This is a genomic window from Pseudomonas sp. MH9.3, from assembly GCF_034354675.1.
Lineage (GTDB): Bacteria > Pseudomonadota > Gammaproteobacteria > Pseudomonadales > Pseudomonadaceae > Aquipseudomonas.
The window spans coordinates 3477206-3491393 of record NZ_CP133785.1; the positions used below are offsets into that span (position 1 = coordinate 3477206).

Genomic DNA, 14188 nt, shown 5'->3' on the forward strand with positions numbered 1-14188 from the left:
TTGCTTATGAGTCCGCCCCCTCCAGAATACAGCAAGAAATGCGCAACTCTTGCGCAACTCAACAATCAGATTTTTTGAGTAGGAAGGCGTTGCCCTGGGAATTAGCCATGATTGGGGCTGAACGAGACACCGCTCAGCCCAGTCATCCAGCTAGATATTTTCATCAATGTAATGGTACAAAGGAAAATAGATTCGTGATCTCATTAAGAAAATTGCCGTGAAGAAAGAATTCTCTACCGCAGCATTTCGCTCCTTCAAAACGTTTGTTGGCGAGTTGACAGCTACCGCTGCTGGTATCTACATAGGAATACAGGAAGTCTTACCCTCTATAGATGAACTCGGGCTAGTTGATCCATGGGAATTCGTAGCTAAAAAACACAAAATAAAGCTTACGGGACTTAAATCAGAGCGAGTTCTCAGTAGCGCGATCCGACTGAATCTGGTCAGTCTTTACAGCGGTCTTGATCTGTTTTTTGCAGACACTCGAGGTCAGTTCCATCTTCTTCACGGCAAACAATGGAAACACTTTGAAGGTGATAGTCCATTTGCGGCGGTCGCACGAAATACACCGTCGACAATTCAAGTGCACGAAAGCAGACTCGGTTTGGGACGCATCGCATCTTTAAATTATTACAGGCTCGTCCGTAACTCCATCGCTCATCCAAGCGAGGAAGCTGAGGCATCAGCAAAAAAATTCTATGCTGAAAATAAAGAACTACTTGCCGGCACCGCTGACAGTTACGGTATGGAATCAGTCCCCAGCCAAGTTGACTCTCTCAGCTTTCATGATATTAAGTATCTGGCGCGTTTGGCCCTCGACCTGGCTTCAGCCGTAGACGCCGATTTCGATCCAGGGAACGAAAGGCTCGCAGCCCTAGTACCGAAAAAAATTTTGAAGTTGCCTAAAACCGAAGAACGACTTCATAATGCACGAAAGGGTTGGCTTTCTGTCACATACGGTATTAAGTCTGAGCGCGCAGAACAAATCCTTTCCCTCATTAAGACTCATTAGCTTAGTGGTTGAGCGTCCTCCTTCACAAGCGAATTGCACCCAGTTCGCTTGTGAAGGGGAAGGGTCCAGTTCGATTCTGGAATGAGTCACCAATTCTCTGGCTTGGTTCGCGCGCTGCCATTCGAACAAAGGCCGTCAAGTCCAGCGCGAACCGGTGCCTCAAGCAAGTCACCTATAGCCTGCCCGCTCGCCCTAGTCCACGACCTAGTCTCTATAGGTCGTTGGGATCAGCTTGCTTTTGCGTGCCATCAAATACCCGTGTTTTTTCCTCCAAAGAACCAGTGCTAGCGTGAATTTGAGAATCGAGCCGCTGCGTTGCAGTTGTGACATTTCAGAATAAATGAAACTTTCGGGCAAGGCGATTCAATTAGAGGCCATTGCTATGCTGAGCACCTATGACTGGCGTAGTGCTTTAAATCCGCGCGCTTAATTGCAGGACGCTCTTCTCCTGCCTAAGCTATGTCAGCATGCGATAAATTCATATCCGTCGCGGCATAGAGGAAGGGATCCTGTGCTAATCGAATCTGTAGTCCTATCTGGTTTCCGTTGCTTTGCGCCCCGTCCTATCAGCGTAACAATCTCGCCAAAGATCACGACCATCGTCGGCCCTAACGCGGCAGGGAAAACTGCACTTCTACACGCGTTAGCGAAGCTGTTTGGAGTGACTCGGGTACAACGCACCGTACGTCGCTCGGACTTTCATCTGGGACCTGATGACGATCCCACCAGTCTCGAATCAAAGCACCTCTACATTGAGGTTCTGATCACCCTTCCCGAACTGATTGATGGTACTGCAACACCAGAAACAATCGCACCTTCATTTCGGCATATGCTAATCGAGCGACCAGACGATGCTCCCGTCTGTCGTCTTCGGCTTGATGCTCAGTGGGAGGACGATGGAACCGTGGAAGGCGAGGTTTCGCAAACCCTGCACTGGGTCGACACGCTCGACGATGAACCGCAAGAAGACAAGTGTCACCCCGTCTCCGTGGCCGATAGGGGACTAATTCAGTTGTATTACACACCGGCAAGCAGAGACGCTGCTGCTCAGACCCAGGCGACAGCCGGAGCATTGGCGGCTCGTTTGTTACGCGCGATCGAGTGGTCTTCCGATACCGAAGAGGCGGTTCATGACGCTACCGAAAATCTTGCCTCTGCCTTCGAGGGAGAAGCGGCAATTGCCGCAATCACACAAGCTCTGCAGACGCGGTGGTCGGCACTTCATGATGACGTCGTCGACACTAATCCGCGACTGAGTCTGGTAAGTCGCAGGTTCGAGGAGGTCGTCAACAAAATTGCAGTCATGTTCGAACAGGGGCCTGACGGTCAGGAACGCAGTATCGAGGCGCTCAGCGACGGTCAACAATCGCTCTTTTACTTCGCTCTGGCTGCGGCAGTCTTCGACCTAGAGCGTGAGGTTGTAGCGGGGTCAATTGAGGGCTTCCGAAGTGACGCTCTGCGAATACCGGCGTTGACGATCTTCGCTTTGGAGGAACCAGAGAATCACCTTTCGCCATACTTCCTTGCTCGCATCATCCGCCAAGTCCGATCACTCACAACCGATGGCAGCGCGCAAGCCATTGTCACCAGTCACTCACCGGCCGTGCTTAGCCGCGTCAATCCGACGGAAGTTCGATACTGTAGATGCGACCCCAAAACGCGCGTGTCTACGGTCAAGCGGATTAAGCTTCCAGTCAACGACGTGGAGGCTAGCAAGTTTGTACGGGGTGCGATGTTGGCCTACCCAGAGCTTTATTTTGCGCGGTTTGTTTTGCTGGTTGAGGGAGATTCGGAAAGAATTGTTTTACCAAGACTCGCAGAGGCGCTGGATTTGCTGATCGATCCAGCCTTTGTCGCCATTGTCCCATTGGGTGGACGCCATGTTCAGCATTTTTGGCGCTTGCTTAAACATCTGGGCATTCCTCACGCCACGCTGCTGGATCTTGACCTAGGGCGCGATGGGGGCGGTTTTGGACGAGTCAAAACGGCGCTCGAAAAGCTGATCGAGTTCGGTGCACCGAAAGCCGAAGTGCTGAGAATTACAACTGGCATCTTGTCCGATGCTGACTTAGCGAACATGCATAATTGGTCTGATTCGGTCGATCATAGCGTCCTCCTGTCATGGATCAACAACAACCTAAAAGCTCATAGCGTGTATTTCTCCTCACCGCTGGATTTAGATCTAGCAATGCTGGAAGCATTCCCCGCCGCCTATGCAGCCATCGTCCGCGAGGGTGGGGGTCCTCGCATGGCCGCTGACAAAGCCGCCGAAGTGGTCTTAGGAACGGCAGGCCCCGGGCTAAAAGTCTACACCGGCCCCTTTGAGAATTATCCCCCTCAATTCCCGAGTTACCGCTACCACTTTCTCACCAACAGCAAGCCTGCAACCCACCTTGCAGCGCTGACTCGGATCACAAAGGCGCAACTGGTGGAGAACATGCCGGAGGTGCTTGCTTCAGTGCTCAAGCACATTTCCGCGTCGTTAAGGCGGGACTAAACATGACCTTATCGTCACGCAGAATCCGCTTAGTAGACTGGAAACCCATAGGGGTAAAATCGCTCGAAACGCACGCACTGGAGGTGGTTCGTTCACACGAGAACCGATCAGTCATCGCAGGCCCCGGCGCGGGCAAGACGGAATTGCTCGCGCAACGCGCCGCCTATTTGTTGCAAACCGGCGCGGCACCGGCGCCTAGACGTATTCTTGCGATTAGTTTCAAACGCGATGCTGCCTCCAACCTCGCCGCGCGAGTGCGAAAACGCTGCCACCCTGACCATGCCGGACGCTTGGATTCCATGACGTTTGATGCGTTTGCAAAGAGCCTGGTCGACCGCTTTGGCCAGTCACTGCCCGATCGTTGGCGACCACGACCCGATTACGACATCACCAGCTACTACGAACGCGACTACAAGGACTTCCTCTTTCAAGAGGTTGGCTTGCCCCCAGCAACAGTTGGCACAAGGGCTGATCTGCGCGCAATAGGACCGAAAACCTTCGAACGCAGCCATCTGCTCGGTCAGCCGCTGCCGATTGATGGATGGTCCTGTCCGACTGTCGGCCAATGGGCTGCGGATTGGTTCTGGCAGGCATCCCTGCACGGTGGGAAGAAAAGCGTCTTGTCCTTCCCCATGATAGGCAGGCTCGCTGAGCTCTTACTGCGAGTCAATCCCATGGCACGGGATGCGCTGCGGCTGACTTACTCACACCTGTTCATGGACGAGTTCCAGGACACAACACAGGTCCAATACGATCTTGTAAGCACCATCTTCCGAGGTACCGACACTGTGTTAACCGCCGTCGGTGACAACAAACAGCAAATCATGCGCTGGGCGATGGCCATGGATGATCCTTTCTCCGAATTCGACGCAGATTTTGCGGCTAAGCGGATATCCCTCTACAACAACTACCGCTCTTCACCCGACCTGGTCCGGATCCAGCACGTTCTAGCTCAGGCTTTGGACGCCGCAGCCGTTGCGCCTGTTTCCCAGACGGCAGGTACGATAAGCGGAGAAAGTTGTTCAATCTTCGACTTCCCCAGCCCGCATGCAGAAGCACGCAATCTGGCCATATCCGTAGCGTCGAACGTCGCGACTGGCAAGTTTACGCCACGCGATTTTGTTCTCCTTGTTCGCCAGAAGGCGGGGGAATATGCCGAAGTGTTGGAGCCGGCTTTTACAGCCCAGGGGCTGAGCTTGCGAAACGAGGCGGGATTGGTCGGAGCGATCATGCTGCAGGAGCTGCTTGTAGAAGAGGTATCGGTACTCCTGGTTTCGCTACTGCGCCTTGCCATGACATCGCGGGCAGGACGCTACTGGTCTGAATGCCAAAAATGGATGGCATCGTTGCGGGGAGTCGAGTTCGACGATGAAATTGGGCACTCCAAACTTACACTCGAACTGGACGCCTGCGCGATCTGGCTTGGTGCGAACCGGTCAAGATTACCAACTACGCTGAAAGCCGCACGATCACTAGTTGATGAGGTCATGGGCTTTGTTGGGCTTGACCACCTCAAGAGCCAACACCCTGCTTACGCGCAAGGAGAATGGCTCGAAAAGGTGCTCGACTCTGCTGCAACACATCTATTTAACTGTGCAATCAAATGTGCAAGTTGGTCTTCGGCACTCGACACCTATGAAGGCGTCAACGCCATTCCACTGATGACCATTCACAAAAGTAAAGGGCTGGAGTATCACACTGTCATCTTTGTTGGCTTGGACGACGGAGCATGGTGGAGTTTTTCCAACGATGAGATTGAAGCAACCGCCGGATTTTTTGTCGCCTTCACCCGAGCCAAGCAGCGTGTAATTTTCACATATTGTGCCAAACGCGGAGGCCGCACGAAAATTGCCACGTTGTATCACCTGCTTCAGACAGCAGGCGTTCAAATAACACAAATATCCTGATTACTAGTAAACTCCATTGACCCACATCTTGATGTCCGCAGGCGTAATTCGGAACGTAGTAGTGCTTCAGTCCTATATTTAAGTGAATTACTTAGGATTCTCCGATCAAGTCAGCACAGGCCGTCTGACCTGTGCTGAAATAGCCATCCGCTCAACTGCCCCCGTCAGTCCTCCATCCATGAGTCGGATGAGCTTTTCCGATTTCGAGTACGCCGGTAAGCGCAAGCAAACACGCCGCGAGCGTTTTCTGGCCGAGATGGAGCAGGTCGTACCGTCGAGTGGGTTGATGGCGCTGATTGAGCCTCTCTACCCAAAGGCCGGTGGTGGTCGCAGCCATACCCATTGGAAACAATGCTGCGTGTCCACCTGCTGCAAAACTGGTTCTCATTGAGCGGCCCGGCCATGGAGGAAGCGTTGTATGAGATTACCTCGATGCGCCAGTTTGCTGGACTGGCGCTCAACGCTACAATTCCCGAAGACACGACGATCATGAACTTCCTGCACCTGCTGGAGAAACACCAGCTCGCGGAATGGATTCAGGGTACGCGCCCGGCAATCCCGTCTTGCGTAATGTCATTGCCTGGCAAGCAATGACTGGCGGGGCCATCTTGATGACCTAAGCCCGAACGCCTTAGATAACTGCGAGCATGCCACGAAACGCTTGTGCCTCCATCTCCACGAGACTAGAAGAGGTACTGCCCTCATGCTCCAGCAGGAATCGTTTTACGAGCTGAAATCCAAGGGAATAGCCCAACCATCTCGGGAGGTCGGATGCACCAAAGAACCACGCGTCGTGGCCATAATCCTTGCGACTCCAGTAGCTCGCCGCCATTCCGACATGGCGTCGAATGTCAGACACATCAAGGCGCTCCCATGGTTCAGGTAAACCACCACAGATTTCCTGTGCAAAAGCGCCCGCCAGCCCCTCCGAAACAAGCGCTTCACCTAATGATGATCCATAACCTGGCCCATCCCATCGGGCAGCATGGTGAAGCTCATGTGCGAACATTCGTTCGAGCGACGCTTCTTGGTTTGCTCTGAAAATGTCACTCGCAGGATCTACGGTCAAAAAAATAAGGCCTGGTTCGGGCGCATATCCTAGATGCCCCTTTTCTGGAATGACATGAGTGCCAGCTTTCACGATCACATCAAGTGGGCGCAACGGCATCAACACAATTGCTTTTTCGTAGGTTTCTAACAGGCGGGTGTGAAGCCAATTACGGTGATCGATAAGCGCGCCACGCGCGTCGATGAAATGGAAATTTATGGATGTCATTGGTATGCCTCCTTGCGTAAAGCCTTGCGTAACGAGATAGGTTGCCACCTATGCGGCAACAACTGATCGATTTCACTCGCCCGCTGCGTCGGCAGGCGCGTGAGCACGTCCTTCAAATAAGCATACGGATCATGCCCATTGAGCCGCGCAGATTGGATCAAACTCATGATCGCCGCCGCCCGTTTGCCGCTACGCAACGACCCTGCGAAGAGCCAGTTCTTGCGTCCAAGAGCCCATGGTCGGATCTGGTTCTCGCACCAGTTATTATCAATGGGTACAGCCCCGTCATCGAGGTAGCGCGACAGCGCTGCCCAGCGTTTCAGGCTGTAATCCAGCGCTCTGCTGATAGCCGAACCTTCAGGCACAAGGTCGCGCTGGGCGATCATCCAGGCATGCAGCATCTCCACCACCGGTACGGCTTTTTCTTGCCGTATTCGACGGCGTAAATCCGGTTCCAGGTCGCGGACTTCGCTCTCGATTTCGTAAAGCAACTGGATGTAGCGCAGGGCCTGCTCGGCGAGCATGCTCTTGTTGGTGGCGTGCAGTTCGAAGAACTTGCGCCGCGCATGGGCCATGCAGCCGATCTCGGTCACGCCGAGTTCAAAACTGGCTTTGTAACCGCCAAAATCATCACAGACCAGCTTGCCCTTCCAGTCTTTCAGGAAGTTGCGAGCATGCTCTCCGGCACGGCTGGGGCTGAAGTCATAAACCACCGCTGCCAAGTCCGAGAACTGGCTGGTGGCATAGGCCCAAACATAAGAACGGTGGGTTTTCTTCGAGCCGGGAGCAAGCATCTGTACGGGTGCTTCATCGGCGTGGATGACTTGCTGCCCAAGCACCACGTCGCGCAGCGCGTCGACCAGAGGCTGTAACTGCACGCCAGTCATGCCAACCCATTGAGCCAAAGTTGAACGTGGAATTGCCAAGCCGGCACGACCGAAAATCGATTCCTGACGGTACAGCGGCAGATGGTCGGCAAACTTGGCGATCATGACGTGGGCCAGCAACCCGGCGGTCGGGATGCCTTTGTTGATGACCTGCGCCGGAACCGGTGCCTGGATCAGGGTTTCGCAGTCATCACATACCCATTTGCCACGGACATGGCGCTCGACGGTAAATACGCCGGGCGTGTAGTCCAGCTTCTCGCTGACGTCCTCACCGATGCGTTTGAGTGCGCAGCCACATTGGCAGTGAGTGTTGTCCGGTTCGTGATGGATCAACGTGCGTGGAAACTCTGCCGGCAACGCAGTGCGCTTAGGCTTTTGCTTTTTCTCGATCGGCGATGGAGCGGTTTGCAAGGCTTGAAGCTCAGCTTCAATCGCCGCGATATCGGTATCGATCAGGTCATCGAGCAAGCTGGCCTGCTGCGGATTCAACTGCTCGCTGCGCTTGGCAAACTTCAAGCGCTTGAGTTGCGCGATCTCGTGGGTCAGCTTCTCGATAACCGTTTGGTCGCGGTGGATCTTCTTGCCCATTGTCTCGACTGTCTGATCGAGACTCTCCACACGCTGCATCAACTGCGCTGCCAGAGCGCGCAGTTGTTCAGGAGTAAGATGGTCGAGATTGGGGTGCGAAGTCATGGCGCCGATTTTGCCAGAGCAGGCAGTTCGCGGCGATAGACCGATAGGCTAATGGCAGCCGTTAAAGCAGTGTGATCGCGCCGCCAGACCCCACGCGCTGCCAAGGCAGGCCCAGCACCAAGACCTGAAGTTGCTCAGTATCCAACTGTATTTCAGAGCCATGGCGAATGCTTGGCCAGTGGAACTTGCCTTGGTTCAACCGGCGAGCAGCCAGCCAGATGCCGAAACCGTCATGCACCAGAACTTTCATACGAGTGGCGCGGCGGTTGGCGAATAGATAAGCACAGTGCGGCTTCGCCGCACCGAACACCGCGATCACTCTGGCCAACGCGGTCTCGGTGCCAGCGCGCATGTCCATCGGCTCGGTGGCGAGCCAGATGGAGTCGATGCGAATCATCGCAGCAGGTCTCGAAGGAAGGTCGCGCACGCAGCAGCACTTTCAGTTGGCCAGTTCACTTTGACGGTGCCACGCGGGTGCTGGATCTCAACGCAGATAGTCGATGATGCAGCTTGCGAATTTACTCCGGCCAGCTGCATGGGTAACGGAATAAACGCAGGTTGCAGCGCCGTGCTTTTCTGCGCTTGTACCCGAATCCATTTATGGACGAGGTTTGCGTTGAGGCTATGGCTGAGCGCGATGCTGGCAATAGAAGCGCCTGGCTGGGCACACTCTTGAATGACTTGAGCCTTGAAGGACTTGGAGTAGGAACGGCGTTGTGGCTGCATGAAATACCCGCTTAAAAGGCTAGAACTGGTGCCCACTTAAATTTAAGTGGACACCATGTCGTGGCTTTGCGGGGCTGGGTAGATGACTTGGCCGGACGGATACGATTCAGGAAACCATCAGTAACTACCTACGAGACCAAGGCCTGTCGTTGCGCCAGGGAACGATAGTCGATGCCACCATCATCCATGCGCCCAGTTCGACCAATAACAAGGAAGGCAAACGCGATCCTGAAATGCATCAAACCAAGAAGGGCAACCAGTATTTCTTCGGTATGAAGGCGCATAGGTCACTAAGGCATTCCACCAGCGGCATAGGTATTAGCTAATAGCCAAGCGCAGCTTCGGCAAATTGATCTAGAGAACCATAGATGCTTCGGCCCTGCCGATCCAGCCAGAACCCTCTCATCCCGAACGCACTTGGGCCATCGCAATCGCACTCTTTGGAATCACCAATCATCCAAACCTCTGTAGGCGAAGCCGATACAGCGTGAATCGCATGGCTGTATATTTTGAAAGAGGGCTTAACAGCGCCAATCTCAAAGCTGTAGGAGTATCCATCGAGTGTTGGATAGAGGCGTTCAATGGCCGCCGCATAGGGTTTTGCAAGATTTGAACAAACCGCTACCTTAACGCCCGCGTCTTGCAGCAGTCGAACGGCATGAATGCCATCCGAGTAGGCTTGGATGTCAGCAAGTTCACGATTGAGGCCTGACTCCAAACAACCCATCACTGATGGATCGATACTAATCCCGAAAAAATCAGCAGCCTGGCGCAAGTCCATAGGCAAAGACAGGATGTATTCTCCATCGCGTGGCTGAGGGCGGCGCCCCTGCTCAATCCCGATTTTAAGGATTTTTCGGTAAGGGCTACTGCCTTTACTGATCTTTATGAGCGTGCCGAAGGCGTCGAAGATGACCGCGGGAATGGGCATAAAAGCACAGGTTCTCGAAAGGATGCGTTTCTAGACAATTTGAAAAATTCAGCCTATTCCAAACAATCATTCTCCAAGCCGCTTGTAACTTTACCTGCCAAAGGCCCCACAGGCTCGAGCGACAGTGCGCATGCCAATCGATCAAGCAACTGAATATCCGTGCGATTGGACTTCGCTACAACCCGCCTCAAACTCTCGATGCGAGCTACCGCAGCTGTCTTAGGCCGGCTAGGGTTTGGTCGTTTGCGTGGACTACTCATAAATCAGACCTTCGATCAGCTAAAAAACAGCCAGAGCACTTACAAAACGATGGATCTCTGAGAATGGCTCTCCACGACTGTAATCTTCGTACTGGTCCCGCGCACGGTCAAGGATGTGACGTAATCACCGTGCTGCCGCCCCTAGAAAACTCGCAAGAAAGCCGATGAGCGGGCGCGGGGAGCATCGTGAGTTCTAATCGATTGAAGACAAAGAGCTACTCACAGACATACTTGCGGGAAGCTCCGCGACGACAACAAGGCTAAGGAATATCGAAAGCCCAGAGATGCCAGAGGCTAATCTCCCCAGGTTCCCCGCCGGCTTGGTAATTCCACTGACGCTCATGCGTGGTCTTGCCACAGGCAGGCACCGGCAGCCCGGACTGAATGAGATGCTGAGCATTGTCTTGAATTACCAGCAATGACTTATCCTTTTTCAGCGGTGCCTCTAGCGTAGCTATTCCCCGATGGGGCTGCTTTCGATACGCGATCATGAGCCCATCTTGCATTGCCCAAGCATAATCACCACGCACAAATCGAGAAACGCCTTCCCTGGTGTAATTAGTGAGACTTTTCTTTTGGGATACGACTTTTGTCTCAGCAAATATGCCAACGTAACGGCGAGTATTAGAGATCGGACGATTCGCAAGACGGATCACGAGGTCCGGCTGTTTGTTGATGACTTTTAAATCGAAGTTTCCAATATTGGGTGAGCGCTCCACATTTTCAAACACATCGGAAGTAAAACCATCAATAGGACAGTCATCAGAATCCAGAAAATGAGAAAGTATTTCGCAAAGAGCGTCCGTGTAGCGATCTTCCTCTGGATTGCCTGGCGTAATAGGCGAGAGGTGCTCTGTCGGGTCTGAGCAGATAACTGTCCATGCCTGCTGCAATGCTTGGATCACTACGGCCAAGATATTCGGGGAGACCCTAACGGGGAATCCGGCGTTACCCGAGATCAATTTTCCAGGACTTCCATGTGGACCAATCATCTAGCGACCCTGCTCCTTGTCACACGGTTGAGGATTGCATCGTTACGTTTGATTAAGTCCAAAGCAAGCGTACGTGCAGCGGTTCGGGTCCAGTATCGACGCTGATTCAAGATGCCTAAATAGACAGCGCTCTCCTGATGGAACTCCACAAGTGTACATCCCATGTCATCTGCCATGTTCAACGCCCCAAGCAAATCAGAAGTTTTGGGCATGTCATCAAGACTGCGTTCCCCGACTCTTATGAATCGCCATGGTGAAAGCGGACTCTGTGGGTATGCAGTTAGCTCAAGAGGTTCATCACTAAGATCGAAAGGCGTAAGGATCTTTTCAAGCGACTCTAGGTATCGGTTTACATCCGCGTCATTGGGTGGGGACACAGCGAATCGTTTAACCCGAGAGAAAGGAAGAGCAGTGGACAGGCGGTCCTCAACGAGAGTGATATCCGCCGGTGCTAATCGATAGATAGCGCTGACAATCGAATCAACGTCCCGCATTACGAACTCACGAGATTCGGCCTGCGCGAGGAGTTCGTGTAAGAGATCGATACTCTTCTTAGGTAGCGAATCGAGCGGGATCACCGGAAATTGCTCGATATCCGATTTTTGTATAGCTTCTCGCTCGCAGCCAAAGATGCTGCTGGTCATCAATGCGTAGTACAGAAACAGCTTGCTGTTCATCAAAGCCCACAGGTACACGGACATAAGATGAGGCTCTGCCACTGCTGCGCAGCTGTATCCAATATAAGATTCGCGATAGGCGACTCGGTCAAGAGCCAGCATTGCTGTAGGCGCGTTGTCCTGAGTACTAGGTGACTTCCTCAGCAACACCAACGGCGGATCATAGATATTGGAATGGCGTTTGCGGTGCACGCGCTCAAGTTCGAACGGGAGCAAATCTTGAGTTGGTACTACGTGCCATAGCGCATCCCTAGGATCCGGCATCATCGGCAACCCAGTAAGAAACCCAGCGTCTTCTTCTTCGCTACTGGTCTGATATCCATGGCCATGGTGGATGCCGACACTATCGGCATATGCTCTTAACGTTGGCCGATGCGCATCGGGTTGCACGCCAGGCCCACGCTTTTCGGAACTCTTGGGAGACCGCTTAACGTCACGCTGTATTTTCTCCAGCAACGCAACATCCAATCCATTCCCTTTTGCGAGCGTTTTAAACAGATGAGGCATTTGACCGACCATATCGGCATCAGATGCCCATGCATCTTTGTGATCGATACGTATACGGCCCTCTGCATTGAGCACTCGGTCAATTGCAGGTGTCACTGCATAGAACTGACTTCCCGCCTCAGCGGCGCGATTGCGCGCGAAAAGAAGACAGAAATATGCGGCGTTGCTAGGCCAAACCGGGGTATTACGCAGCTCCATTCCGTTCAGAACGTATTTGACATCCAATCCGCTGAAAAGCGCCTTGCGCGCATCCAGCCCCTGCGGTGTCGTTTTGATCAGTAAACGGGCATGGAGAGCGAAAGCCAACACGGCATCGGGCTTTGCCCAGCGGGTGGACTGCCAAACGAATGGCAAATCTGGCACCCCATCAGGATTGGCCACCGGAGTGATGCCACGCTCTACCATTGCCTGACGCGAGACTTGGTCAAACGCTTTCTTTTGCTTGGGCGCGGCAACGGAGGTCCAGGGTGGATTACCGACGATCACATCAAACTGTCCGCACAAGAACTCGTTGGCCGGACTACTCAAACTGCCTAAATGCAGGCCACTGGTCTCATCTACCCAGTTTTCGGCGTCAAGCAATACCCGCCCTTGGAGATGATCAAACTTTAGATCCTGCAACTTGGCGACATCAGGATCCAGCTCCAAAGCGGTCAAATACAAAGCCAAAGCACTCAACTGACGTGCTGCCGGGTTGATGTCCATTCCAACCAACTGGTTGTTCAGTATGTGCCGTATAACTTTCGTAGTTGGCTGCTTGCCGGTAGCTCGCCAGTATCCTTGGACAAGTCGTCGAAATGCAGCAAGCAGGAACACGCCACCACCTGCAGCAGGGTCTAATACCTTGGCCTTGTAGGCTTCTTCGCCCAGCATACCCAATGCTTGGTCTACGACGTACTCTGCCAAGTGCCGGGGCGTGTAATAGACACTCTGCGCTTTGGCAGTTGCCGTCTCAAAGCGATGGATGTACTCCTCATACACTTGACTGAGGAGGCCTACGGGAATATAGGCAAAGTGAAGATCGCTCCAAGAAAACTGCGTCTGATAAGCACCACCACCCACCGGCTTGTCGCCTCTGATTATCGCGCTCAGATCGTCCAAAGCCGAGGTACCGTTGATGACATTCAGTCCCTTGAAATAGAACTCACTTCCATCATTCGGGAGGGTCAGCAAATCGCCGTTAAAAGTCTCGTCAAGCCACGCCGAACTGATCGCGGCGAACTCTGGCGTAGACAAGCAATCCATAAAACGCGGCACGCCAGGGAACGGATTTTGATCCTTAAGAATTCCCCGGTCGTGCAGGAATCGAAGAAAAATTGCTCGCCCCGTCAATGCCAAAGCCTCAGTTGCACTGACTCCTCGGAACTCAATCAACTCCTCAGTGACGACATTCAGCAACTCAAGCATTAGGGCGTGCGTACTGATACCGTCTGAGCGTGCCGATACATCCCCAAAGGCAAGTTTGGCAAGCAGACCTGGATGCAGCTCTGCAGTCTCCAATAGCGGAGAGGCATTTACATCCCGAGCTTGCCCTAGTGCGTAAACCTGCACACTGCCAGGACGCAGAAATACGACATAGGGAGCATCCGCCCTGAGTGCTAGTCGAGACATGTCCCGGCATCGATCTTGAGAATGCTGCAGGGGCTCATGTCTAAGATCCCAGATGTAAAACAGTGGCTGATCGTCCTTAAGCACCACTGCATCCGGTGTAGGTTCCTCACGAGCGTACGCATTGACCAGACCCAAGAAATCTAGGTGCTCTGGCCGAAGTGCAAATGACGCCTGCGCAAAAGTCACCACTGTCTCAGGCTTTGTGCCCAAGG

The 14188-nt window shown here is 53.3% G+C and carries 10 protein-coding genes, 1 tRNA gene and 2 pseudogenes; 6 read left to right on the forward strand and 7 right to left on the reverse strand.

The features are described 5' to 3' along the window. Nucleotides 1-217: 217 nt before the first annotated feature. From RHM60_RS15475 to RHM60_RS15495, 5 genes and pseudogenes are all read left to right on the forward strand, one after another. The gene (locus RHM60_RS15475; protein ID WP_137204119.1) at nt 218-1012 is read left to right on the forward strand and encodes a hypothetical protein; all 795 of its coding nucleotides are present in this window, start codon (nt 218-220) and stop codon (nt 1010-1012) included. Further along, nucleotides 1003-1104, forward strand: a tRNA-OTHER gene (locus RHM60_RS15480). Before RHM60_RS15475 ends, RHM60_RS15480 begins: the two co-directional genes overlap by 10 nt. A 419-nt stretch (nt 1105-1523) precedes the next feature. After that, complete coding sequence (locus RHM60_RS15485) at nt 1524-3509, forward strand: ATP-dependent nuclease (protein ID WP_322212169.1); 1986 nt, start codon at nt 1524-1526, stop codon at nt 3507-3509. A 2-nt stretch (nt 3510-3511) separates the two neighbouring features. Further along, nucleotides 3512-5416: a UvrD-helicase domain-containing protein gene (locus RHM60_RS15490; protein WP_137204117.1), complete on the forward strand. Its 1905-nt coding sequence runs from the start codon at nt 3512-3514 to the stop codon at nt 5414-5416. A gap of 178 nt (nt 5417-5594) precedes the next feature. Further along, a pseudogene (locus tag RHM60_RS15495) lies at nt 5595-5953 on the forward strand (transposase); the annotation flags it as partial. Nucleotides 5954-6047: 94 nt separating this feature from the next. Here the strand turns inward: RHM60_RS15495 and RHM60_RS15500 are convergent. The 4 genes from RHM60_RS15500 to tnpA all read right to left on the reverse strand — a co-directional run bounded on the left by RHM60_RS15500 (nt 6048) and on the right by tnpA (nt 8998). Next, nucleotides 6048-6692, reverse strand: a complete 645-nt coding sequence (locus RHM60_RS15500; protein WP_231665351.1) for a DUF2268 domain-containing putative Zn-dependent protease — start codon at nt 6690-6692, stop codon at nt 6048-6050. Then, nucleotides 6689-8272 carry an IS66 family transposase gene (tnpC, locus tag RHM60_RS15505; RefSeq protein ID WP_322212170.1) on the reverse strand — a complete coding sequence of 528 codons (1584 nt, stop codon included), beginning with the start codon at nt 8270-8272 and terminating at the stop codon, nt 6689-6691. The genes RHM60_RS15500 and tnpC overlap by 4 nt, the downstream gene beginning before the upstream one ends. 61 nt (nt 8273-8333) lie before the next feature. Next, on the reverse strand, nt 8334-8669 hold the full coding sequence (tnpB, locus tag RHM60_RS15510) for an IS66 family insertion sequence element accessory protein TnpB (protein WP_322212171.1): 336 nt from the start codon (nt 8667-8669) through the stop codon (nt 8334-8336). Further along, complete coding sequence (tnpA, locus tag RHM60_RS15515; RefSeq protein ID WP_322212172.1) at nt 8666-8998, reverse strand: IS66-like element accessory protein TnpA; 333 nt, start codon at nt 8996-8998, stop codon at nt 8666-8668. Before tnpA ends, tnpB begins: the two co-directional genes overlap by 4 nt. Nucleotides 8999-9114: 116 nt before the next feature. On the opposite strand from tnpA, the pseudogene RHM60_RS15520 reads away from it, so the two are divergent. Next, nucleotides 9115-9282: pseudogene (locus tag RHM60_RS15520) on the forward strand (IS5/IS1182 family transposase); the annotation flags it as partial. Nucleotides 9283-9320: 38 nt separating this feature from the next. On the opposite strand, the gene RHM60_RS15525 reads toward RHM60_RS15520, so the two are convergent. The 3 genes from RHM60_RS15525 to RHM60_RS15535 form a co-directional block, all read right to left on the reverse strand. Beyond that, nucleotides 9321-9929, reverse strand: a complete 609-nt coding sequence (locus RHM60_RS15525) for an HAD family hydrolase (RefSeq protein ID WP_137204116.1) — start codon at nt 9927-9929, stop codon at nt 9321-9323. Nucleotides 9930-10449: 520 nt separating this feature from the next. Next, entirely contained in the window at nt 10450-11103 is a 654-nt protein-coding gene (locus tag RHM60_RS15530) for a hypothetical protein (protein WP_137204115.1), read from the reverse strand. Nucleotides 11104-11177: 74 nt separating this feature from the next. Beyond that, nucleotides 11178-13976, reverse strand: coding sequence for an N-6 DNA methylase (locus tag RHM60_RS15535; protein WP_194251641.1), 2799 nt, complete (start codon nt 13974-13976; stop codon nt 11178-11180). Between the last annotated feature and the right edge of the window lie 212 nt (nt 13977-14188).